Origin of the sequence: Streptomyces sp. NPDC093221 (genome assembly GCF_044753885.1) — a bacterium.
In the GTDB taxonomy this organism is placed as follows: domain Bacteria; phylum Actinomycetota; class Actinomycetes; order Streptomycetales; family Streptomycetaceae; genus Actinacidiphila.
Window position 1 is genome coordinate 28,427 of the sequence record NZ_JBIVOA010000004.1, and the last position, 21,530, is coordinate 49,956.

General features: G+C 65.8%; 21 protein-coding genes and 3 pseudogenes. 10 read left to right on the forward strand and 14 right to left on the reverse strand.

The annotated features are described in order from the left end of the window. Nucleotides 1-358: 358 nt before the first annotated feature. Complete coding sequence (locus ACIQCJ_RS17015) at nt 359-973, forward strand: hypothetical protein (RefSeq protein WP_402711778.1); 615 nt, start codon at nt 359-361, stop codon at nt 971-973. Between the two features lie 73 nt (nt 974-1,046). Further along, nucleotides 1,047-1,640: a hypothetical protein gene (locus ACIQCJ_RS17020; RefSeq protein WP_402711779.1), complete on the forward strand. Its 594-nt coding sequence runs from the start codon at nt 1,047-1,049 to the stop codon at nt 1,638-1,640. An 843-nt stretch (nt 1,641-2,483) separates the two neighbouring features. Here ACIQCJ_RS17020 and ACIQCJ_RS17025 read toward each other — a convergent pair. Next, nucleotides 2,484-3,458, reverse strand: a complete 975-nt coding sequence (locus tag ACIQCJ_RS17025) for a tyrosine-type recombinase/integrase (protein ID WP_402711780.1) — start codon at nt 3,456-3,458, stop codon at nt 2,484-2,486. Nucleotides 3,459-4,122: 664 nt separating this feature from the next. Between ACIQCJ_RS17025 and ACIQCJ_RS17030 the strand changes: the two genes are divergently transcribed. From ACIQCJ_RS17030 to ACIQCJ_RS17040, 3 genes are read left to right on the forward strand one after another with little or no spacing between them, the layout of a single operon-like run. Next, the gene (locus ACIQCJ_RS17030; protein WP_402711781.1) at nt 4,123-4,434 is read left to right on the forward strand and encodes a hypothetical protein; all 312 of its coding nucleotides are present in this window, start codon (nt 4,123-4,125) and stop codon (nt 4,432-4,434) included. A 2-nt stretch (nt 4,435-4,436) separates the two neighbouring features. Continuing rightward, a complete protein-coding gene (locus ACIQCJ_RS17035; RefSeq protein WP_402711782.1) occupies nt 4,437-5,045 on the forward strand; it encodes a sigma-70 family RNA polymerase sigma factor in 609 nt (202 codons plus the stop codon). 15 nt (nt 5,046-5,060) lie between these two features. Continuing rightward, entirely contained in the window at nt 5,061-5,690 is a 630-nt protein-coding gene (locus tag ACIQCJ_RS17040; RefSeq protein ID WP_402711783.1) for a hypothetical protein, read from the forward strand. Between the two features lie 208 nt (nt 5,691-5,898). On the opposite strand, the gene ACIQCJ_RS17045 is transcribed toward ACIQCJ_RS17040, so the two are convergent. From ACIQCJ_RS17045 to ACIQCJ_RS17060, 4 genes are all read right to left on the reverse strand, one after another. Beyond that, nucleotides 5,899-6,942 carry an LD-carboxypeptidase gene (locus ACIQCJ_RS17045; RefSeq protein ID WP_391052787.1) on the reverse strand — a complete coding sequence of 348 codons (1,044 nt, stop codon included), beginning with the start codon at nt 6,940-6,942 and terminating at the stop codon, nt 5,899-5,901. 79 nt (nt 6,943-7,021) lie between these two features. Further along, nucleotides 7,022-7,606, reverse strand: coding sequence for a DUF6262 family protein (locus ACIQCJ_RS17050; RefSeq protein WP_391052830.1), 585 nt, complete (start codon nt 7,604-7,606; stop codon nt 7,022-7,024). Then, nucleotides 7,596-9,359 carry a tyrosine-type recombinase/integrase gene (locus ACIQCJ_RS17055; RefSeq protein WP_402711784.1) on the reverse strand — a complete coding sequence of 588 codons (1,764 nt, stop codon included), beginning with the start codon at nt 9,357-9,359 and terminating at the stop codon, nt 7,596-7,598. Before ACIQCJ_RS17055 ends, ACIQCJ_RS17050 begins: the two co-directional genes overlap by 11 nt. A gap of 3 nt (nt 9,360-9,362) precedes the next feature. Beyond that, nucleotides 9,363-9,608: a hypothetical protein gene (locus ACIQCJ_RS17060; RefSeq protein ID WP_402711785.1), complete on the reverse strand. Its 246-nt coding sequence runs from the start codon at nt 9,606-9,608 to the stop codon at nt 9,363-9,365. Nucleotides 9,609-10,116: 508 nt separating this feature from the next. Between ACIQCJ_RS17060 and ACIQCJ_RS17065 the strand changes: the two genes are divergently transcribed. Beyond that, a complete protein-coding gene (locus ACIQCJ_RS17065; RefSeq protein WP_355343423.1) occupies nt 10,117-10,548 on the forward strand; it encodes a hypothetical protein in 432 nt (143 codons plus the stop codon). A 116-nt stretch (nt 10,549-10,664) separates the two neighbouring features. Here the strand turns inward: ACIQCJ_RS17065 and ACIQCJ_RS17070 are convergent, their stop codons facing one another. Then, a complete protein-coding gene (locus tag ACIQCJ_RS17070; RefSeq protein ID WP_355343426.1) occupies nt 10,665-11,072 on the reverse strand; it encodes a hypothetical protein in 408 nt (135 codons plus the stop codon). A 105-nt stretch (nt 11,073-11,177) separates the two neighbouring features. Next, a complete protein-coding gene (locus ACIQCJ_RS17075) occupies nt 11,178-11,390 on the reverse strand; it encodes a hypothetical protein (protein ID WP_402711786.1) in 213 nt (70 codons plus the stop codon). A 630-nt stretch (nt 11,391-12,020) separates the two neighbouring features. On the opposite strand from ACIQCJ_RS17075, the gene ACIQCJ_RS17080 reads away from it, so the two are divergent. Continuing rightward, nucleotides 12,021-15,068, forward strand: coding sequence for an RHS repeat domain-containing protein (locus ACIQCJ_RS17080; protein WP_402711787.1), 3,048 nt, complete (start codon nt 12,021-12,023; stop codon nt 15,066-15,068). Between the two features lie 535 nt (nt 15,069-15,603). Here ACIQCJ_RS17080 and ACIQCJ_RS17085 read toward each other — a convergent pair. Continuing rightward, nucleotides 15,604-15,798: pseudogene (locus tag ACIQCJ_RS17085) on the reverse strand (IS701 family transposase); the annotation flags it as partial. A 371-nt stretch (nt 15,799-16,169) separates the two neighbouring features. Between ACIQCJ_RS17085 and ACIQCJ_RS17090 the strand changes: the two are divergent. Beyond that, nucleotides 16,170-16,337: a hypothetical protein gene (locus tag ACIQCJ_RS17090; RefSeq protein ID WP_402711788.1), complete on the forward strand. Its 168-nt coding sequence runs from the start codon at nt 16,170-16,172 to the stop codon at nt 16,335-16,337. 116 nt (nt 16,338-16,453) lie between these two features. On the opposite strand, the gene ACIQCJ_RS17095 is transcribed toward ACIQCJ_RS17090, so the two are convergent. Then, nucleotides 16,454-16,720 carry a hypothetical protein gene (locus ACIQCJ_RS17095; RefSeq protein WP_402711789.1) on the reverse strand — a complete coding sequence of 89 codons (267 nt, stop codon included), beginning with the start codon at nt 16,718-16,720 and terminating at the stop codon, nt 16,454-16,456. A 141-nt stretch (nt 16,721-16,861) separates the two neighbouring features. On the opposite strand from ACIQCJ_RS17095, the gene ACIQCJ_RS17100 reads away from it, so the two are divergent. Then, nucleotides 16,862-17,098: a hypothetical protein gene (locus ACIQCJ_RS17100; protein WP_391050041.1), complete on the forward strand. Its 237-nt coding sequence runs from the start codon at nt 16,862-16,864 to the stop codon at nt 17,096-17,098. A gap of 846 nt (nt 17,099-17,944) precedes the next feature. On the opposite strand, the gene ACIQCJ_RS17105 is transcribed toward ACIQCJ_RS17100, so the two are convergent. After that, a protein-coding gene (locus ACIQCJ_RS17105; protein ID WP_402712123.1) for an IS5 family transposase occupies nt 17,945-18,744 on the reverse strand; the annotation gives its coding sequence in 2 pieces (ribosomal slippage) (nt 17,945-18,414 and nt 18,414-18,744; 801 coding nt in all). A 141-nt stretch (nt 18,745-18,885) separates the two neighbouring features. Between ACIQCJ_RS17105 and ACIQCJ_RS17110 the strand changes: the two are divergent. Further along, nucleotides 18,886-18,978 (forward strand): annotated as a pseudogene (locus ACIQCJ_RS17110) (IS5/IS1182 family transposase); the annotation flags it as partial. 130 nt (nt 18,979-19,108) lie between these two features. Here ACIQCJ_RS17110 and ACIQCJ_RS17115 read toward each other — a convergent pair. The 4 genes and pseudogenes from ACIQCJ_RS17115 to ACIQCJ_RS17130 form a co-directional block, all read right to left on the reverse strand. Further along, on the reverse strand, nt 19,109-19,510 hold the full coding sequence (locus tag ACIQCJ_RS17115) for a hypothetical protein (RefSeq protein ID WP_391161758.1): 402 nt from the start codon (nt 19,508-19,510) through the stop codon (nt 19,109-19,111). Beyond that, nucleotides 19,504-19,668: a hypothetical protein gene (locus tag ACIQCJ_RS17120; RefSeq protein WP_402711790.1), complete on the reverse strand. Its 165-nt coding sequence runs from the start codon at nt 19,666-19,668 to the stop codon at nt 19,504-19,506. The genes ACIQCJ_RS17115 and ACIQCJ_RS17120 overlap by 7 nt, the downstream gene beginning before the upstream one ends. A 134-nt stretch (nt 19,669-19,802) precedes the next feature. Further along, nucleotides 19,803-19,967 (reverse strand): hypothetical protein, encoded by a 165-nt coding sequence (locus ACIQCJ_RS17125; protein WP_402711791.1) that lies wholly within the window; start codon nt 19,965-19,967, stop codon nt 19,803-19,805. A 963-nt stretch (nt 19,968-20,930) separates the two neighbouring features. Continuing rightward, nucleotides 20,931-21,374, reverse strand: a pseudogene (locus ACIQCJ_RS17130) (RHS repeat-associated core domain-containing protein); the annotation flags it as partial. Nucleotides 21,375-21,530: the final 156 nt, after the last annotated feature.

Here is a 21,530-nt window from a genome sequence, read left to right on the forward strand (position 1 = left end):
CCTTCACCCGCACCTCCAGCCCCTCACCTGCTCCGCAGCGTCGGCGAGCCGGTCGGCCCACCGACGCCGCCCGCCCGTCGTCTGCTCCATAACGTCGGCGTGTGGTCTGCCTTGGGCCCCGGCCTGCAGTTATGCCGGTCGGCGCAGACGTCACCTGAAGCGAAATATAAAATTCCGCTCGGACTGAAATATTCCCATTTCATTCGGAGTGCAATATTCCGCGATGATTTGAGTCATATGCAGTAAAGAATCAGCCAAGGTGGCGTTCTTGGCTTTCCTGTTCCGACGGCTCGACAAGAATCGTCTCTCCAGGTCGGGCGAATATTATTGTTCGACACCATAGACCGAAGGGGGTCGCATGACTTTACGCTTTCGGATTTCGAAGCTCCTCGGTGCGCTAACGATCGCGTTCGCGGTTGTTCTCGCATGGAGTGGGCCGGCATCGGCCCATGCCTCGCCCGATGACTTTTCGTGGATCTCCTCCGTCAAGCTTGGAACCCACATTGAAGGGAACCAGCAGGTGACGCTCACCCGTGTGCCGGGAGACTCACCGTCTCTGCCCAAGCCGCCCCAGGGGACGCACTACCCGGAGTACGTCCTGGTCGGTCACGTCAAGGACGTCCCCGGCGTCTCTCAGTCGGCCGTCAAATCGTCGGTTTCGCCCAACAGCGCCAGCAAATGCAATCCAACAGGCAGCGCCTTCGCCACCTGCATCGAAGTCACCGGCTCCGGTCTCACAGTCAGCAACTGGACCACGGACGCCTATTTCTGTTCCTGCGCCGCCGGGACAGTGCCAGCCAGCTACATCGTCAATACGACCGTGCTGGAGGTCCTTTACCAGCCGTGGTACGGCGCTGGCCGTTACCAATCAAGGTTCGACGACTTGCCGCGTTCATGGAAGGACGGCACCAAACTGTGCAACTACTGGGGCGGCTCCGAGGGCGGAACGCCCTGCATTACCGTCCATAGCTGAACTGGCGTGCGCGGTCTAGCCTGGTGGATTCGGCCCGCTTCCCCGGTACGGGGGAGCGGGCTACGGTTATCTCATGGTCTTCGCGAAGTGGGTACGACGCCGCCAGTTACAACAGGCAATGACCGGCAAGCCGTACTCGGATGAACCGGCTGTGGTCTACGGACTCGGGCCTGGCTTTAGCGGCCGACGCCACCTCAACCAGCGCGTACGAAGCCGCCGCAGGGGCGTTGTCCTCTGGAAGCATCTGACGCCTCCTTACACGATCAGCCATACCGACGAGAGCGGCCGTCGGCTTGTCGTCGCCAGCCAGCCCCGCCAGTACACGACGGACCTCGCGATGTTCCGGCAACAGTCCCTGGAAAACACCGTGCGCCACATCCTGGTCGATACGCACGGAACATCTCCCGCCGGAGGCCTGACCACAGGCGGGGAGGATTTCGAGAGTGCCGTGGCGGCAGCGCTCACACAGACGCGTCCCGACGTCTGGACCACGCATGAGGTGACCGCCAGCTGGGGTCGCTACGAGCTGGACGTCCATCACATGACGCCTGAGATATGGGTGGGCATCGCCCGGCTCGAGGACACCTGGTGCATGCTCCGTAGCCACGGTCTCCCTGTGGAAGAGGCGACCTTGGCTCCGGTACGGCTGACCACCAGACAGCGGTAGACCGGCGCCGGTTGCGCCGAGCGACAGCAGGCCTGGCCCCGCAGCCCGGCCCAGAGATTTGTTCCGCCGCACCTTCCTCTCACGGGCGCACCGCCGTGTACAGACTGCCCCTGGCCGGGCAGCGGGCGCGCGACAGCTCGGGCCGGAGCGTCAGTCGCCGATGTGTACGGTGACGTCCTCCCCAGGTGCGCCGCCCTGTTTGCCAGGGCCCGTCGAGCTCGCGGCTGGCTTCAACGACGTGTAGCCCCCGGTGAGTGCCCGTTGTTGAAGTCGTGTTGTGGGCGGCGGATTCCAGCGGGGCTCTGTCGGCCAAGTACGGGGTCGGCCGTGGCCCGGATCGATGGCGTGGAATCGGTGTGGTTGGCAGCTGAGGAGATCGCCGCACTGGGGATGCGCGCCGTGGACGCGACGAGGATGTCGCCCGGCTCTCCCCGTTCGTGCGCTACCACATCAACGTGCTGGGGCGGTATTTCTTCCAGCTTCCTGACCTGCCCGGGGGGCCTGCGTCCCCTGCGCGCCCCGGACGCAGCCGATGACATGTGATTGCGGGCCACGCGGTAGAAACACGACACCCTGCGGGGAAGCCGTTGTTCGGCTTCCCCGCAGGGGCGAGGCAGTTCTCGGACTGCTGACCGATCCCTTCGCGGCGCTGGCCCTCGGGCCGGGACACCGCCGCCCGGCCCGAACCCGGCGGCGGTGCCGTCGTGTTGCAGCCGCCAAGACGTGGTCAATCCGGGGATGGCGGCCGTGGGGAACAGGGGGCGCAGTGAGCAAGATCCGTCCTCACCGCTCACGGCCGCCCGATTGATCCCGAGGCCGGAACCCGCCAGGACCTCGACCTCGTCAGCGCCGGGCGTCGCCGGGCGCGAGCAGGGCGGTGACGCCCGCGATGGCATCCGCCGAGGGCTTGAAGTACCGGCGGATGTTCTCCACCTTCTTGTGCCGGGACTTGGCCATCAGCATCAACTCCGAGGCGTTCTGTTCGCCGAGGTGGGTCAGGGAGGAGTGCCGGTACTCGTGCAGGTCCCAGCCGGTGCCCGGCCCGGCGTGCGCGGTGTGCTGGTCGAGCAGCGCGCGGGCCTGGCCGTAGGAGAGGCGAGCGAGACCGCTGTCGGGGCAGATGTCCCGGGCGGAGAGCACCTTGCCGGGGCCGGGTCGGCGGTGGGTGACGAACACCGGTCCTCGGGTGCGGCCCTTGAGCAGGCGGGGCAGCAGCCGGGCGGTGCCCGGCGTCCCAGAACACGTCTCCAGCACGTAGTCGGCGCGGGACGCGCCGCGCCGGCGCACCTTCGGCTGGGCACCCTTGGCCTTCACCGGGCAGCGGCGCCCAGCCAGATCGAGGTCCTCGATGTTGAGGTCCAGGATCTCCTCGGAGCGGGCGCAGGTCTCGTAGAGCATCCGCCACAGGGTCTTCTCCCGCAGGTGGATGTCGCGGCGGGCGATCAGCCGGTCGATCGCCATCTTCGAGCGCACCGGGGTGTCGGAATCCGGGGGCGGCATCCGCTTCGCCCAGGCCGGGATCGCCGGGCCGTCGTAGCCGCGCTCGGCGCACCAGCTCGTCCACGACAGCACCGCGCCCCGGCGGGCGTTCCAGGTGTTCACCGCCGAGCTGCCCCACAGCAGCTCCAGCGCCTCGCCGAGCTCGTCGTCCGCGACGGCGGCCAGCGGCCGGCCCCCGCCGATCCGCTCGGCGGTCTTCCCTACAGCGATGCCGTAGCTCCGAACGGTGTTCGGGTTGGTCAGCGAGTCGAGGAAGGCGTCGGCCGCCGTCCGGACGGTCAGCGCCTTCCCGGTCGGCAGCAGCAGGACCGCGGGCACCGTCTCCCCCTTGCTACAGATAACAGGGTCGCTTCACGCAGTGTGCGAAAGACGTCCCCGCAGGTCGCGCTCGGTGATAGCACCGATAATAGGGCGTTATCCGTGGGAAGACTTCAGACCGCGACACGCGCCGAGCGGCCGTCAGCTGCCCACCAGGGCCGACGCGGGCTTAGCGCCGGTTTTCGTTCCGATGTTCCTCAGGCCCCGTACCGCTTCAGCAGCCTTTCCGGCATGGCCCCGGGAGGCGGCCCTACAGGCCCTCGTTCAGCGGTGTGACGTGCGCCACACGCATGTCCTGATTTTGGCCCCGCGCACGGCTATGGGAGTGAAGACGTATCGCCATACGTCTCCTACCGGGTCCGCCGCTGCCGCTTTGGGAAGAGCCGAAGGCGGCGGACCCCGGTTCAGATTCGCGAAGCACGGTCGTGTCATCTACGTCACGATCCGGCGCTCGCGGTACGGCTGTCCTGCCAGTCGCTGGCTCCTCTGCCTGCACTGTTCAAACTTGCCTCTCATCCGGCAGCTGCCCTCACCTGAGGTGACAGAGCGCTGGCGGTAGAGCACTATTTCGGACACTTCAACCCCCTTCGGTTCTCGGCAACGGCTCTTCCCAGTGTCAGCAAGGCGCCGATCCGCAGGGGTAATTCGCAACATAGGAGACGAAATGGCGAAGAAGGCGCGTCCGCGCACCTTGAAGGTGGCGCAGTGCGTGGAGCGGCCGGCCCCGTGGCGGCGCCGCAGCCGAAACACGGTCAAGATCACGGTCATCGTGGTCGAGGTCATGCGCGTGATACACGGTGACGCGCGCTGGCAGAACTCCCTGGAGAGCGTGCTCGCCGTCGCGATTGCGCTGCTGGCCGCGGAGATGGTCTACGGCGTGGCGTACCGCTTCGCGGACGCGCTCCGTGGGCTGATGCCCGAGCAGATGGTGCTGAAGCGCGTGAATGGCAAGCGCAAGCTTTCCTTCGGCTGGTAACCGTGTCCACCGGTGCCCGGCCTGTTGCCCCGTCCGCGGATGCGGACGGGGCAACAGCCCTGTCCGCACCCGGGCCGGACAGCAAAGAACAGATCGACCGCCGTTGGTCGGAGTTCAGCCTGCACCAGGAGGTCATCCGGAAGTACTTGCACTTCCGCGGCCTGAACGACCACGAGGCCGACGACGTGCTGTCCGACGTCGCCTGGAAGTACGTGCAGTACGCCCGGGGCCACGAGGTCGGCAACGTTCGCGCCCTCCTGCTGACCAGCGCCCGGCACGCCGCCGTCGACCATTCGCGTCGCCAGGCACGCAGCCGGGAGACGCCGGTCAGCACGCCCGAGCTGTTCGAGTCGGCGGACGCCGTGGCGGAGTCCGCCGACACCGTGGTCTTCAACAACGAGAGCATCAAAGAGCTGATGATCAAGATCACCGGCCTTCCCCGCCGTCAGCGCCAGGTGATCACGATGACCTACCTGGAGGACAAGACGCCCGGCCGCATCGCCGTCGAACTGGGCTTGACCCCGGATGCGGTGCGCAAGACCGCCGCCCTCGCCCTTGGAAACCTGCGCGAGATGTACGCCAACGCGGCGGCCGCCGCCGACGAGGCGTAGCCGGCGGCGGGCGACATGACCACGCTGGGGAACAACGCCGGCAAGATCACCGTGACCATCTCCGTGCCGAGCACCACGAGGATCAAGCTCACGGCGCTCAGGCCGCACTTCGTCAAGGAACGCGAGCGGGTCCGTGCGCACGAGCTCGCCAACACCCGCGGCCTCACAGGACGAGAGGCGAGGGCGCGCCGGGACTTGTGGGAGGAAGAAAAGACCCGCCTGCGGCGAGCGGGTGAGCTGGCAGACAGCATCGAGGCCCTGGTGACCGGCGGTGTCGTCCAGGAGATCGAGACCCGTGGCTGGAACAAGGACTGGCCGGCGCAGCCGCGGCAGTCCCGAGGCCGGTGGCCGGGCTCTCCGAATCCTGCGGGCCCCGCAGCGATCAGTGTCCGGTTACCCGGTGATCTTGTGCTGACCGTGCGGGCCGGCTGCTGGGCCGCATGCGGGAAGGAGGTCGGACTGCTCTCGGGCTGGAGAGACCGCTACCCCGACGCCCGGCCCAACCGGCCCCACCGCCCCGGATGCGACACCGACGCGCTCGCCGAATACCACCGCCTCGCCGCCAAGATCATCACCCCCGGCGAGGTCTGGCGCGCCGCCCTCGGCCGCGGCTTATCCCGCGTAGAGCACCAGGTCGTCCGATGAGGATCAGACCTCGATGTATGCGACGACCACGATCGTTATCTGGGGTTGCGCAGGTCTTTATGCAGTTCACAGGCATGCGATGGTGTGATGCACGTTAGGTACGGCCTACTGGCAGAGCGATTGAGTGCGCGTCTCACCGGGATGTCCGCGATCTTGATCAGTGCCTGGAACGCCCAAGAAGTGCGTTCCGCAGAACCCAGCGGATGGATCAGTAGGTGACACTGATTCGACGTGCTGGGCCGTCGACTCGGATACGACCGCCGTAGGGGATGACGATCTGCGGGTCTGTGTGGCCCAGGTCGACGTCGAACACCGTCATCGTGTCGGGGGCGTACTGGCTGAGTGCCCGCAGGACGGCTTCGCGCTGTTGCTGCCGGAAGTCCGTTCGCTCCTGGACGGTCAGCCGTTGTTCGAATGACCAGCTCTTGGCCCGGCCCATCAGTAGCGCCGGGAACTGGCGGAGGAGTCCGCGTTCGCCCATGTTGCGCAGAATTCGGTAGACCTCCTCTGCTCCCGGCATTTCTTCGGATGTCTCCAGGAAGAGGACGTTGCCGGAGTAGGTGTCGGCCTGTTGTATTTCGCGGTTGGCCATCAGCAACCAGGACAGGATCTCCAGGTTGCCGCCCCAACTGCTCCCTTCGATTACCCGGTCAGCGTTGTTCCAGGTCCATCCCCCGGCGGGTTCCATCTCCGGTTCGGCTTCGAACGTCTGCGGGTCCTCCCAGGAGCGGTTGACGTCTCCGGAAGCTTTGGAGGGCGTGAGCTCGTACTCGCCCGACGTGAACAGGGCCGCCCGGAGGGATTCTTCGGTCAGCGGGTGCATGGCGCCGGGCCGTCCGAGCTCGACCATTACCGAACCACCGTGGTAGCCGACGATGCCTAGGTTCCGGAGGAAAATCAGCAGGTTGGTGTTGTCGCTGTAGCCGAAGAAGGGCTTGGGGTTGGCGCGGAGAAGACCGCGGTCGAGGTGCGGGAGCACGCTGATCTGGTCGTCGCCGCCGATGCTGGAGATCACTGCTTTGACCTGGGGGTCGGCGAAGGCCGCGTGGATATCGGCGGCGCGTTCTTGTGGGGTCGCGCCCATCTGGCGAGTCGTGGGGTACTCCACCGTCTCCAGCCCGAAGTCATTCTGGAGCCTGCGTAGTCCCAGTTCGTAGGGCATGGGCAGGAGCCCGGGCAGGCCGGACGAGGGGGAGAGGACCGCAACGCGATCTCCAGGGTGGGGCTTGGCGGGGTATCGGAGGGTCGTCATCGGGTGATCGTAGTCGTCAACGGCTCCGCCGCCGCAGGGCTTTTCTCGGGGTGCCATCGGCTGGCCGTGACGCACTGGATCAGGGACGATTCTCGTTGCGGATCATGCGGCGGAGGCTGGTGCGGGCGGCGGCGAGGTCATCTTCGAGCTCGGCGACCCGCTGCTGCAGTTCCGCATTCTGAGTGGTCGCTTGCCGTTCTGCCGTGGACAACCGGAGGTTCTCCTCCGCGAGCTCGTTCACGCGGTCGACCAGGTCGTGGTTGCCGAGCTGTTCGACCTGCTGTCCCAGATGGGTGCGGGCTTGTTGCCGCAGCTGGCCGTTCTCGGTCCGGAGCCGCTTGATCTCCTGTCGAGCGAGAAGCAGATCGGTCTGCTCGCTGGTGGTGGAGACCTTCCGCCCGCTCTGCTGGTCCTGGTGGCCTTGAGCACCCTGGCGGGCCCGTGCCTGATCGATGCGTTCACGCAGGCCAGGGGCATAGACGAGCCAGCTGGAGACGCCAGCTTCCCGGGCGACCGCGGCAAAAGTGACGGGGCGCTTGTCCCGGAGCATGTCCTGGACAGCCTTCAGGACGCGTCCCCGCTTGTCTGCACTGTCCCGCTGACGTGCGGCTTTGAGGACCTCAGCAGGTGTCCGAGAAGACTTCTGGGATGTCTCAGCAGGAATCTGAGGCCTCCTCGCGGATCACGGTCAGCGGCAGCAGCTTGTGGTCCCGAGTGGCCCGGACCTTCCGCAGGATCGAGCTGGCCTCCTCGATCTCCTCGCGCTCGTCCTGGGGGAGCTTGCAGAGCCGGTCGCGCATCGTGTCGGCGACGGTCGTGAACGCGGTGATCTGGTCGGCGAGATTGCGGACCACGAAATCGTCGGCGTCCATGGCCCTGGCGGTCTCGCGGTCGGCTCGCAGGTCGTTGACGTGCTCCTCGATCGCCGGCAGGTAGGACGGGTCGGGGCGATAGAAGCCGCAGCCGGCGCACTGGAAACGGATCGCGCATGCCTTGCCGCCGGCCTTGACGTTGCTGGGCTCGCGGCAGTTGCCGAACGGAACGGCGACCGACTGGGCCTCATAGTCGGTCGTGCTGGTGAACGGCGCGGGGCGGCCGGAACGGTCGATGGTGTGCCTCCGCATGGTGGTGATCGCTTCGCGCTTCCGCTTCAGGGACACCTGGTAGTACGACATCGTCGTGACGATCGACCGGTGGTCCATGAGCTCTTTCAGCACGTCAACTGGGACGCCGGCGTCAGCGTGACGCTGGGCATAGGCATGCCGGAACGCGTAGGGGAAGATCAGCGAGCGGTCGAACGGAAGCCTGTTTCCGTGCTCGTCCAGTTCATCGCTCAGCAGCACCGGGATCGCCGCGACCCACTCCCGCATCGCGGCGGCCAGGCCGGCCCCCATGTGCGCGATCCCGCTGCGGTCGGTGATCGACGGGAACAGGAACTTCCGACTGCGAGGGGGAACCTCCAGCTGACGTCGACGGCCCTGCCAGGCCCTGATCACGTCGGCTGTCTCGCGGGTGATGGGCAGCTTCCGGCCGTAGCGGCGCTTCTTGACGTTGTCCCAGACGAGGGTGTTCTCGTCCCTCCGGGTCTCCAGGCACTTCAGCCTCAGACTGGCGATCTCGACGGGGCGGCGGCCGGTGTCGCGCAGGACCAGGTAGGCCGTCTGCATCATCAGCTCGACGTCGGCCGGCTCCATCTCGCCGTAGGAAAAGCCGGCTCCCATCAGAGCGAGGTGGGCGTCAAGCTGTGTGATGACGGGCTCAGGGACGGCCCGGCCGGCGGCGTCCTCGCTTGTCTCCTCGGGCGGCAGGACCAGTGTCTTGTCCCGGTCGAAGCTGCCGGGCATGCCGGTCAGCATGTCCGTCTTGCGGCCGAAGTCGACGATCTCGACGAAGCCCCCGAATGACTGCTGGCGATAGCTCCGGCTGGCGAGTTCGTCATCGGCGGTGCGGCGGATGCGGCTCATCTCGGTGAAGACCGCCTGCATGTCGGCGAACCGCAGGTTCGTGTAGTCCTGGCCCCCGCCGGGCCGGGCGTGCAGGGCATCGGAAGCGACGACGCAGGCGGCGAACACCCGCTTGAACTTGCCACTGTCCAGGCTGACGGTGTCGGCCCATGTCTTGATCACTTCCCGGAGCCACGGCTGACGGATGGCCGACGCGTCGACCTGCCCCGGCCGGTAGCGGCGCCCGCCCAGTGCCGTGGACCGCAGATTCATCCAGCCCAGGTCCCAGGCGTCGGCATCGGTGGGGGCCAGCCCGCGGAACGAGAGCGAGGCCCGGCGTAGGCCCCGGACGGCCTCCCGGATCAAGGCCACAAGGTTGTTGTAGTTGGTGAACCCCTCGACGAAGGACTCGACGTCCACGGTCAGCAGACTCGGGACCCCCTCCAGCCGGCGGGTCAGCAGGCGGGTGGCCATCGGCTAGATGACCCCGCCACGGGCATCCCGCTGCTGCAGGCCGTAAAGCAACTCCCAGCGGACAGGTTCCGCCAGGTCCCGCAGCGTGAACTGGTTGGTGAGCAGCCGGGTGGCCGCCTGGCTGGCCCACCGCTCGGGGTCGCGGATGGCGCCCAGCCGCTTGTCCCGCTCCCACGTCTGGTGGTGCGTATTGCAGAGGCCGGAGACCACCCGCTGGTTGAAACAGCCCCGGACGATGCAGGTCGGCATTGCCGCCAGCGGCTCCGCGGTGGTGGCGGCCAGCCATTCCCCGACCGTGGCTTGCTGATCCGTGCGCCGTCGCCAACGCGAGTAGTGGGTGCGGCAGAGCTCGCCGCTGTAGGCGGCCCGCTCGCATCTGCCGGAAGGACCGTCCAAAACGCACGGCTCGCGCTCGGACCCCCATTGCGTGCGGACCCGGCGGGTTGGAGGTGGCCCAAGGTGAGAATCTGGACCTGCGCAGGCGCCTGGCCCACTACGAGGCCTGACGGACCCAGGCACCTCGCGCTCTGGTAGACAGCCTGTGACCGAGTCGTCAAAGGGCATGAGGTGCCAGATGTGGTGGAAGCGACGCCGGGAAGAGAGCTCAGCCGTACCTTCTCCGACGGAGCGATGGCCGACCGCGTGGGACGAACCTGGAAGGCTTACAGCGGCGCAGCGGGTTCGCGCTGTCGTCCACGCCATCACCGATGGGACCACGGCCCGCCCCGAGCAGATCCGGGGCCTGCCGGCAGAGGCCGTGCTGGCGGTCGAGCGTGACCAGCAGGTTCCGATGGCAGATGCCTACCGAGAGTTCCTCTCGCTGATCGGCGGTGGCGCAGGTCGATTCATGCGTGGGGAAGACGTCTACTACTCCCGCGTTCTTGGACTGGGAGAGGCGGCCCGCGAGCTTCTCGAGGAGAACGACTCCCCCTTCCACTTCGAACCAACTGACCGCGTCTTCACCATGCATCAGGGTTACCAGTTCGAGTTCATGCGCGGCACCGGGCCAGACCCCGAGGTCTGGTCCTACTCCGAGGGCATGAACGGCGACGTTCCCTTCCGCAGCCATGCCTCTTTCACAGACTGGCTTCGTGCGACTGCGGAAGCGGAGATGCCGGTCTGGAAGCGGCACGCCGCGACGGTACGCGAGGAGATCAACGCTGACGGCACCATTACTGAGCACTGGTAGCCAACCTGGGCGTCAGCGCTCACAGCTCCAGTGTCAGGAGGAGCGGAAAGGCGCGTGCCTGCGGCGAGTTCTGTGGGCGCCATGCCGTCGACAGCTGTACCTGGGACATCGCGTTCTCAGCTCGCCGTAGGTGCAGATACCAGGTGGTCGATGTCGAGCTTGCTCGCGTCGTCGATGTACATGTCGTCGTACGGGCTGAGCCAGGTGCCGCCGGTCAGCGCGCAGCGCGGGCCCTGGACCGGGGCTGTGAGCGCGTCCCGTTTCAGCACCTCCTGCCGGGTCGAGCACCCGTCGCCGTCGGCGTCGATCCAGTGCCGGAACTTGCTGCGCTCGTACCCGGTGCGGTCCTCCGCCCGGACCGGAAGCGCCGCCAGCGCCTGGCTCACCGGAAGGGAAACCGTCTCCCCCGCCGTGCCGGATGTGGGCACGGAAGCCGCGGCAGCCGGGCCCGCGAGCGGCAGGGTCAGGACGGCCAGAGCGGCACCGGAGGCGAAGACCGTACGCCGCATCGAAGAAAGGATCATGACCGCTTCGTACCGGACAACCCGTCCCGCACCGGGCACCGTCACCCCTGCCGGGCACGTCGCCAACCAGGAGCCGCCCCCTTCGATCCGTCAGGCGCCGGAAAGTCAGACCGCGGTGACCGCCGATGCACCCCCGGTCCGGCCGTCCAGGTGTCGACCGCGGCGCGGCGCGGTGGCGGGGTGTCCGGTCCTGAGCAGGCCGCCGTCCAAGAGGTCGAACACCTCGCTGTCGAACTCCTGGACGGCGCGTCCGTCCGGTCCGGGCAGCCACACCTCGACGGCGCGGCCCGGGTGGATGCCGGTCCCGGCGGCAGTCACCCGGGGCCCGGCGCCCGCGCAGGATCCCGTGCCCGCGGTCCAGGCCCGCCCACGCCGTGGCGCTGACCCGCAGCCGCACCTGTGCGCCCGGCCACTGGCCCGTGGCCGGCAGGACGGTACCGGCCATAACACGGATCTTTCGGCCGCCCCGCGATGTCGGCCCGGCTGCGGTGAGGACTCGATGCCCGCGTGGGGGCGCCCTGATGGCTGCGGGCTTTCCCCCGGATGACGCGGGTCATGTCATGAGGAAGGTCTCTCCTCCTCGTTGCCCGGCTCAATCCCCGGTCAATGACTCCCGCGGGCCGGGACTCCATCGGCAGGATCCCTGTTGCCCCGTGGATCACTGGCAGACCGCCGGAATGTTCCCGAGATGACCGAACGCCACCCCCATCACGCTCCGCAATCAGTTGCCGGACGGCAACGTTCCGTACGTGGCCTGCCTCAGGATGTCTCAGGCGTGCCGCCGGACGGCGGAGCGCTGATTCTGACGGGGGTGGGCTGCGGGTGCGTAGATGTGTGTTCGGCCGCTGGGGAGCGGTTGTTGGTGTGGTGACCACGGGGGTGGTCATCGCGTCGGGGGCGCCGGCGGTGGCGGCGGCCCCGGATGTTCCGACGCAGGCTGTTGCGCTGGTGGACAGTGTGAAGCCGGTGCTGACGGCGAAGGTGTCGGGCCCGTCGGGCGGGCAGGTCACGGCGAAGTTCTTCGCGGGGACGTATGCCGCTGGCGGGGCGTGGGATCTGGTCAACGGCGGTACGGTGACGGTGGCGTCGGGCTCGGTGGCCCGGCTGACGCTGCCGGTGTCGATGCCGATCGGTACGGAGTTCGACTGGCAGGTGCAGGCGTGCCAGAGTGGCACCTGCTCGGCGTTGACGACGCTTCAGGACACGCATGTCTCGCCGATGCTGGGCGCGGGTGCACGGCCGGGTGCGACGCGGCTGTCGTTCTCCGCCGGCGACCATGTCTCGGCGCAGGTCGACGTGGGCTCGGGGAATGTACTGGTGTCCACCAGCGATCTGACGCTGCCCGGGATCAACGGCGATGTCGGTCTCGGCGCGTCGTACAACAGCGAGTCGCTGGGTTCCGGGTTCACCTCGACGTCGGCTCCGGCGGGGTACGGGTGGCTGCTGACGCCGTACGACGTCTCGCTGACGGTGCATGAGGAAGGGTCGGTGACCTACCGCGGCCGGGCCGGTGTGACGGGCCTGTTCGTGTCCACCGGCACCGGCTTCACCGCGCCGGGCGGGTTCAAGGCGGACTTGGTCAAGAACAGCGACGGCACCTACACCCTGACCGACCACTCCAGCCAGACCAAGCAGACGTTCGACTCCTCCGGGAAACTCACGAAGATCACCGACCGCAACGGCAACGCCACCACGCTCGGCTACTCCGGCGCACTGCCTGGCTCGATTGTGGCGACGCGGGGCACCACCACGCAGCGGACCGGTGTGTACGCCAATGCGTCGGGTCATGTGACGACGCTGAAGCAGACCGCCTCGGACGGCTCGGTCCGCACCGTGGCCTACACCGTCAACAGCAGCGGCGACCTGGCCTCGGTCAAGGACACCCTCAACCGCACCACGTCCTTCGGCTACACCGCGCACAAGCTGACGTCGATCACCAACCCCGGCGGCGGCATCACCAACTTCACCTACGGCGCCCGCGGGGTCACCTCCGTCACCCAGCACAACACCGCCACCGGCTCCCCCGGCGACTCCGTCACCCGGCTGTCGTACCCGTCTGCCACGCAGACCCTGCTGGCTGCGCCGGACACCAACCAGACGCAGTCGGTTTCCACGGTTCCGCACACCACCTACGACCTCAGCGCAGACAACACCGCGCACGTCACCAAGGCCACCGACGCCGACGGCAACGTCCGTTCCAAGACGTACACCGCGAACTTCGACACCTCCACCAGCACCATCGGTGCCGGGACCGGCGCGTCCACCACGTCGAACGAGTACAACGCCAACAGCGGCGAGTCGCTGACGAAGACGACCTCGCCCACCGGCGCCACGCAGTCCGCCCTCTACGGGAACACGGCCGCGGCGACGAAGTATCTGCCGTCCTCCTCCACTGACGCGCAGTCCAACAGCAGCACCTACCACTACTCCGGTACCGGGCAGCGCGACCAGGCCACTGACGCCAACGCCGCGGTCGCCAAGGTGACCTACAACAGCGACGGCACCGTCGCCACGTCCACTGACCCGGGCAACAGCGACAGCGCCACCTACGGCTATGACTCCGCCACCCACCAGGCCACCTCTGTCACTCCGGTGGCTGGCGGCTCCCTGGGCGGGCAGACCTTCAGCTACGACAAGTACGGACGCCTGGCCACGGCCAAGGACGGCCGGAACATCACCACCACCTACGGCTACGACGACGCCGACCGCATCACCTCGGTCACCTACTCCGACAGCACCCACGCCGTCGGCTACACCTACGACAGCTTCGGCCGGGTCCGGACCCGCACCGACGCCACCGGCACCACCACCTACACCTACGACGACCTCGGGCACCTGGCCACCCGCACCGCCACCTCCGGCGGCGGCACCCTCACCTACGGATACGACAAGTCAGGGAACCTGACTACTGTCGCCGACGCCCGCGGCACCGCCACCTACAGCTACGACGACGCGAACCTGCTGACCCAGCTCGTCACCGCGGCGCCGACCTCCACCAAGATCCGCTTCGCCTACGACGACCACGGCCGCCGCACCGACACCTGGTTCGGCACCGACACCAACCACACCATCTACAAGGCCCACGTCCACCAGGACTTCGACGCCTCCGGCCGCCCCTCCCGCGTCTGGGCCGACCAGGGACCGGCCACTTCACCCAGCCGCCAGTTCGACGTCACCTACTGCCGCGCCACAGGCGGCACACCCGGCGCCACCTGCTCCGCCGCCGCCGCCGACGACCGCAGCCTCCTGCAGTGGTCTAAGGACAACCTGACGGGGAAAACGACGACCTACGGATACGATCCGGGCAACCGGCTGACGTCAGTGGCGACTTCGGGGGGTGGGACCACGTACAGCTACGGCTACGACATACGCGGCAACCGCACCACCGCCACCGGCGCGACCACCCTCACCCACAACGCCGCCAACCAGATCACCACCAGCGGCTACACCTACGACGCCGCCGGGAACCTCACGAAAACCCCGTCACTGTCCTCGGTTGCCTACAACGGCGCCGACCAGATGACCGCCGCCACCACCTCCACCGGAACCGGCACCTACACCTACGTCGGCGGCACCTACGACCGCACCACCGGCTGGATCAAATACGGCCAACGCTGGTACAACCCCACCACCGGCCGCTTCACCACCCAAGACGCACACTCCTTCCTCGCCGACCCAGCCCAGGGCAACCACTACGCCTACGCAGCCGACGACCCCATCAACAACACCGATCCCACCGGGCAATTCGGACTGTCGTCGGTGACTAGTGGCCTCGCAAAAGGGCTCGACGCTTATGACTGGCTGCAGGCAGGCACTAGCCTGCTGAGCGGAGACATTTCAGGAGCGGCGTCTGGGTTCGCCAGCATCAGCGCCGGAGTGGTGGCCGGTTCCGTATGTGAGGCAGCAACAGCCCCTGAATCCGCCGGACTTTCCACCGTAGGCTGCTATGCGTTCGGTGTGGCCGCATCATATTCAGTGCAGGTAGCTCTGTCGTGAATTAGATCGCTGGGGGAGCGCTCTCTCCAGGAGCGCCCCCCAGCCCCCTTCGAGAGGTGATATTCATTTCCGATAAAATCGAGAAAAACTCCGCTCGCGGCTGGCTGTACCTCGCTGCGGCTTTCTTAGGCTTCTACGTGATCGTTGGATTCATAATGACCGCCAGCGGAAAAAGCGCGGCTTCGGCCTGGGGCGGCACACTTCCTGTATTGATCGCCCCACTCCTAGGCATCGGATTCGTCCGATACCGAAGGCAAAAGCAAAATGGCCTCCGATAGGCCCGACACGAGTAAGCATGGCATCCAATACAAGCGGCCGGAGTCACAATAATGCCAATAAACTTCTCCGCCGGAGGGACGAGCCTGCCCAGTAGCACCGGAACGGATATCGTAATTACCTGCGTGTGCGCCGTCGTAGCAGGCGTAATATTCTTCATCTTCAGGTTCAAAAATAAGAAGTAGCGCGACACTGCAACTCGGGTACGGGGCTGGTCTCGCAACATCGGGGTTAATACTCCAGTCGTAGTTCGTGATCTTCAAGTCTGAGTTGCTTGTCGTCGGTAGCGGCTGGTCTGGGAGCGGGCCTGGTGGTGACGTCGCCAGTCGGACCAGCCGAACCGGTGGTCCGTGCCGTAGACGGGTTGTTCGTTGCAGGTGAGCGGGGTGCGGGTGTCGGGTGCGGGGTGGCGGTCGCCGTCGTCCGCGCGGACGACGGCGATGAAGGCGTGCGCAGCAGGTGATCTGGCCAACCGTCCGGGGACTCCGTACTGGCTCTCTCGCCAATAATAGAAAACGGGAAAAATGAGCAAAGACGCAACACGAACGCTGGTAATATTCATAATTGTTTGCGCAGCACTGGGAATCGCTGGCATCACTCAGGGGGTAAACGGAAATGCCGTAATCCTAACAGCAGGGATCGTCGCTCTTGCTTGTGCCCTTGTGATGCTTTTTCTGATTATTCGAGGACCCAAAAAAGAGTAGCTTTACTCCAACCGCGGATTCCAGAGCAGCCCCTGGTGCGTCGGCGGTTTCGATAGCAATGTCACCCACCACGCCGAAAGAGTGCCGAATGGGAAAATCGGGTCCGAATATGGCGCGGCGAATGATGATCTTCATCATCATCACGTTCATTGCTGCCGTATTTCTTATCATCCAGGGAAGTAACGAGGAGGGCGCAGGCGGAGTGGCATTCATCTGCGTGGGAATCGTTACGCTCGCAGCCGCCGGAACGCTGACCTATCTCATGCTGCGCGGTCCGCGGCGTGAATGATTCTACTGGGGGATGGCGGCGGCGGGAGCGGAACCACACAGTCAGTTGACCCGTGAACAACGGTCACCCACGACCGAGCAGTACGGCGCCGACGAACACTCCTGACGGCACGGCCCTCAGCGACGGGGGGGCCGGTAGCCGGGATGGCGCTGCGGCGTCGCGGTCCCGTCGAGGCGCTTGCGCGGTTTGGCCTTCGGTGTCTCGCGGGCGAGCGCGCCTATCCGGCGCCGCAGTTCCTCGAGCCAGGCCAGCCGCTCCGGGCTGAGCACCAACTGCTGCTCTTGGCCGTCGTCGTCCGTGTCGGCCGGATCGGGAAGGGCGGGCTGCTCGTGCAGCACCACGGCGGTCGACCGGTCCTGCGGCGAGCGCTTGCCGGGACTCACCTCACCACTTGGCGCAGCCTGGTCCGGGGCCGGGTCCCGTGAAACGAACGGGCCCCGGCTGTGCCTGCGGAGTCCGCACGCTACGGATCGCAGCGACTCCCCCACAACCTGTACGAGTGGGTCCACCTGTCGTCCTACGCCATGACCGACGCCCATGCCTACACGCAGATGATGGTGGGCACCAATGGCGCTTTCTTCCAGATGCTGGGCTGGGCGACGACCGGATTCGCCGCCAACTCCATTGCTGCGACGCCGACCGCTACGTCACCCAGGACGGTCGCCCACGCGGTCGGCCTGTTCGGTCAGCCGCTCCCGCCGGGCACCGACCTCAGCAACTGGTGGACCATCGGCAGCCAGTACGCCGCCGAACGCTCCTGACCCAGGCCGCCTGTGCGGCGGCGGAAGCACTTCGCCGCGTGCTGCGGACATGCAGATGCTCCCGGTGCTCGGCACCGGGAGCATCGAAGAGCAGGGCCGCTCGCTCAGCCTTGCCGGGTCTCTCCAGGGCGGTCGACCCGGGTGACCACGGGCGGGTCGTCGCTCTTCTTCTCCGTGCCGACGAGTGCCAAGTTGGCGAAGGTGTCAGCGAAACTCTGCTGCTGAGTCGGTGGCGGCGGTGCCTGACCGGGCTCCCTCGTTCTGTGCGTCGCTCATGGTCACCAGTGTGGACCATGAGGGCGACGAATTCACTATTTGGTAAGGTGAAAAATTAATGCACGTATTATTCGAAGTGCTGTTGGTGGTTGCTGGAATAGTTTTCATCGGTGGAGCGCTCTTTCGATGGCGCGACCGTCAATCGTACGGCGTGAAGTCCCTTTCAGCATCTGTCATGTTGGGTTTGACAGGGTGCTTTGCCCTGGCAGGAGCGGCCTGGCCACCTCTGCTTGGAGGCATGGTTTTGGCGGGAATCGCCTTCTGGGCATTCCAGCGAAAAGAGTGACTTTCCCCGGGTGCTGGCGCGGTGGTTGCGCCAGCACCCGGCCCTGCCTATGGCCGTGATCCCGTGCCGTTCGGATCCGTGGTCACCGCGTCGACCAACACCGGCACGTGCGTCTACGCCCCAGCAGGTGATCTGGCCAACCGTTCGGGGAGTCCGCGCTGGCTTCTCGCCAATAATAGAAAACGGGAAAAATGAGCAAAGACGCAACACGAACGCTGGCAATATTCATAATTTTTTTGCGCAGCACTGGGAATCGCTGGCATCACTCAGAGCTCGTAACACGATCATGGTCGGTGTTTCTTGCGCCGCCTCCAGCAGATGAGGCTGCAGGCCAATGAGACGAAGGCGTCGTGGAGTTTGGTGCGGCGTTCCCAGCGGACGGCGAGGCGCTTGAACTGGTGGAGGAGCGCGAAGGTCTGCTCGACGACGTAGCGGAGTTTGCCCAGGCCGTGGATGTTCGGGGCGCCTTTGCGGGAGATGACGGGCAGGATCCGGCGGTTGCGTAGCTCTCGACGGTTGGGATTGGAGTCGTAGCCTTTGTCGCCGAGCAGCGAGTCGGGACGTCGGCGTGGACGTCCGAGACGGCCGGCGACAGGTGGGATGCCGTCGACCAGGGCGAGGATCTGGGTGACGTCGTTGACGTTGGCCGCGGTGGTGATGACTTTGAGCGGGGTGCCGCGGCCGTCGCAGATCAGGTGGTGTTTGCTGCCCGTCTTGCGCCGGTCGACCGGCGACGGACCGGTGTCGGCTCCCCCTTTTTCGCGCGGATGTGGGAGCCGTCCACGCAGGCCCGGGACCAGTCGAGTTCGCCGGCCGCGTTGAGTTCGGCGAGAAGGATGCGGTGCAGCTGGTCGAAGGCTCCGGCCTGCTGCCAGCGGTCCAGGCGCCGCCAGCAGGTCTGTCCTGAGCCGAATCCCAACTCCGGCGGCAGCAGTTGCCAGGCTATGTCGTTGTGGAGCACGAACAGGATGCCCTGCAGACACAGCCGGTCGTCCACCGGCTGCGGGCCCGGCGACCGCTCGGGCCAGGGCGGCAGCAGCGGCTCGATCAGAGCCCACAAGTCGTCGTCCACGATCCACGGCAGAGTTCTCACACCCCACGAACGGTCGAATCGCCCTACCGGTCACGCCCGACCAGGGCGCTTCAACAAGATCGTGTTACGAGCTCTAAGGGGGTAAACGGAAATGCTGTAATCCTAGCAGCAGGGATCGTCGCTCTCACTTGTGCCCTTGGCTTCAAGGTGCTTCCGCGGCGCTGGGTCGTCGCGCGGACGTTCGGCTGGCTCATGCACCACCGCGGGCCCGCCCGCGACTACGAAACTCACCCTCACTGCTCCGAAACCCATGATCAACATAGCGATGATCGACCTCACGAGCCGCAGACTGACCCGGGAATCGATCCACAACTGGCGCGACAACCGAACGGCGGCAGAGTCGGCCTCCTGCGAATCACAGCAGGTAGGGCCACAGGCTGACGCTGTTCCGCTCCACACTGATCTCGACCCACGTTCCATCGACAGCAGTCGATGGCGGCGGGTCGGCGAGGTCGAACAAGATGTGGGTTCCAGCTACTTCCAGCATGGCTCCGCCATCGCCCGTCAGGCCCAGCCGCCCCCGAAAGACAATCCGACCGCCTTCCTCCTCATCCACCCCCGGTGAAAATGAAGTGGCCGGTCGAGTGTTGCCGCCCCAGGCCACGTCCTCTTCAACGGTCCACTCCACATGATGTTCGCGGCCCACTCCCGTCGGATCGCCGCACCAGAACGCCGCAGCGGCACCCACCTCCGAGCGCACCCGAACCGTCGCGCGCCCGTCGGCGACCTGCCTCACCGCTTCCACTTGGATCAACACCCCGCAATCATCCACGGCAGCACCGCGCTGCCAAACACTCCTGCCAGGAAAAAACGCTCTTTCAGGGCAAAGGATGCCTTAGCGTCCACTTGCCCCGTCCACTCGCCGTCGGCGCCGTGGATCCGCCAGGCGGTCTCCCGGGCGTCCTCACTGCTCACGGCTTGGACCACCAGGAGGACTTGTAGCCCTGCCAGCCGTCGAGGCCCGGCTGACCCACCGAGCGCCCCTTGCCGGCAGCTCGAATGCTGGGAACGGGGCGCCGTCGTACGGGCCAGGTCAGCCGATGCCGTAGTTAATAGTGCGGCGTTCGGGTGACGGGTTCCTTCGGGGCGGGCCCGCCGTACGTGTACTCGCCCTTGTTGCCCTCGGTACGGCGGCCGCGATGAAGCTTGGCGACGAACATTCCCCGGTCGAACTGGGCGAAGACACCCATCATCTGGCGCATGGTGGTGCGCATCGGGACCTCCGGGGTCGTCGGGCATGATCTCGCCCTCTGTTATGAGTTCTTACGACGCCGATTTTTTCGGAAGCTCGCCCCCTTCCGTCTCATCAGCGGGCCCAAAAAGGCCGCTGCAGCGATCACTGCGATGATCACAATCAGAGTGCTCACGTGACTCCTTCAGATTGCGAAAGGAAGCCCGAAGGCGGCACCTCCGGGCAGATGAATTTAATAGATATTCAGTGGTCTTGGTTATTTTTCTTGCTTTTCTTTTTCCGACCACAATAATAATGGCGAATATGACGATTAGGCACAGAATTCCTATGAGATCGAATACGGGACCGCCCGGCAGTCGGGTTCCGCCTACTGCAATATCAAAACCACTCTTCAATTTCTACTCCTATGGTTAGCGGTGACGAGGGCGGCCACCGATGATCGGGGCCGCCCTCACCTCGCAGGTTAGTCGGATACCAGGCCGGAGACGTAGTCGCCCGCCAGAGCGGAGCCAGCTACACATCCTGACTCAAAGATGGTTGACAGGCATGCTGTGGGAACTTCGAAGTATCCGATAACAAGTTGCATACGGATTCAACGATGATTCCAGTCGCTGCGCCGGCTCCTTCTTGTCCGGGGTGCCGACGGCGGTGTAGTCCGCCGTCACCACCAGATCCTCCTCGCTGTCAGCCGCCCGCCCTTTTAGCTTTCTACTGTTTGCACCGCTCAAGCCATGCATAGGTGGACCATATGGCGAACATTAGGACTGCAAAGAACAAGCACGTCCAAATTGCTTGATGTGCCCCATTGTCCGTGGCGAAAAAGTCCACGAGGCCGGCGACCACCCCGACCAAGAGGGCGAGTATTCCCCGCAATGCTACTTTTCCAGTCATGTTCACCGCCGGTATATTGGGTTCATTTGTTATGGACCGTGGCCAGGTTTTCGCAAATCCGGCCACGGTCCATGGAGAATCTTCTAAAATTTCCCTACCATTTTGAGAGGACAGTGCCGCCGGCCCCGCCCCCAATTGCGCCGCCAGCGCCGTACCCAACACACGACTCAAGGTCACCTTTTGTGCTTCCACTGTTCATGGAGCTGGCAGCCATTCCGCCCACACAACCACTGAGGAATCCGGCGACATACGAGTTTTGAGTCACCACCAATGCTGTAACTCCGACTGCGGTTCCCAGTACGATTCCCATCGTATCCCCCAGAATGAATGTGCCGTTGGGGTCCGTATGACTGATGGGGTCGTTGCTGAAGGCGGCGTAGGGGTTAGTTTCCTGGCCGGAGGGGCCGGTTTGGGTGAAGTGGCCGGGGGTGGTGTAGTAGTAGCGGGCGCCCTTTTTGTACGGGCCTGTGGGGTGGAGGTAGGTGCTCTGGAGGCGGTAGGGCTGGGGCAGCGCTTCGACGGGGGGCGAGGCGTCCTGGCCGTAGGGGTTGTGGTTGTGGAGTGCCCCCGGTTTTCATGGAGTTGAGTGTGCCCTGGGGATCGCGGGTGTATCCGGTGTCGGTTCCTGCGGTGGTGGAGGCGGCGAGTCCTTCGGGTCCGTTGTGGAAGGTCGTCGCGCCGAGGCGGGTGCGTT

Excerpts from the sequence above, each read along its gene's own strand:
- ACIQCJ_RS17045 (WP_391052787.1), bottom strand. The coding sequence starts at position 6,942 with ATGACGACCCTCCGATACCCCGCCAAGCCCCACCCTGGAGATCGCGTT.
- ACIQCJ_RS17030 (WP_402711781.1), top strand. The coding sequence starts at position 4,123 with ATGGCGAAGAAGGCGCGTCCGCGCACCTTGAAGGTGGCGCAGTGCGTG.
- ACIQCJ_RS17090 (WP_402711788.1), top strand. The coding sequence starts at position 16,170 with ATGATGATCTTCATCATCATCACGTTCATTGCTGCCGTATTTCTTATC.
- ACIQCJ_RS17015 (WP_402711778.1), top strand. The coding sequence starts at position 359 with ATGACTTTACGCTTTCGGATTTCGAAGCTCCTCGGTGCGCTAACGATC.
- ACIQCJ_RS17070 (WP_355343426.1), bottom strand. The coding sequence starts at position 11,072 with ATGATCCTTTCTTCGATGCGGCGTACGGTCTTCGCCTCCGGTGCCGCT.
- ACIQCJ_RS17125 (WP_402711791.1), bottom strand. The coding sequence starts at position 19,967 with ATGCGCACCACCATGCGCCAGATGATGGGTGTCTTCGCCCAGTTCGAC.
- ACIQCJ_RS17055 (WP_402711784.1), bottom strand. The coding sequence starts at position 9,359 with ATGGCCACCCGCCTGCTGACCCGCCGGCTGGAGGGGGTCCCGAGTCTG.
- ACIQCJ_RS17060 (WP_402711785.1), bottom strand. The coding sequence starts at position 9,608 with ATGCCGACCTGCATCGTCCGGGGCTGTTTCAACCAGCGGGTGGTCTCC.
- ACIQCJ_RS17040 (WP_402711783.1), top strand. The coding sequence starts at position 5,061 with ATGACCACGCTGGGGAACAACGCCGGCAAGATCACCGTGACCATCTCC.
- ACIQCJ_RS17020 (WP_402711779.1), top strand. The coding sequence starts at position 1,047 with ATGGTCTTCGCGAAGTGGGTACGACGCCGCCAGTTACAACAGGCAATG.
- ACIQCJ_RS17100 (WP_391050041.1), top strand. The coding sequence starts at position 16,862 with ATGACCGACGCCCATGCCTACACGCAGATGATGGTGGGCACCAATGGC.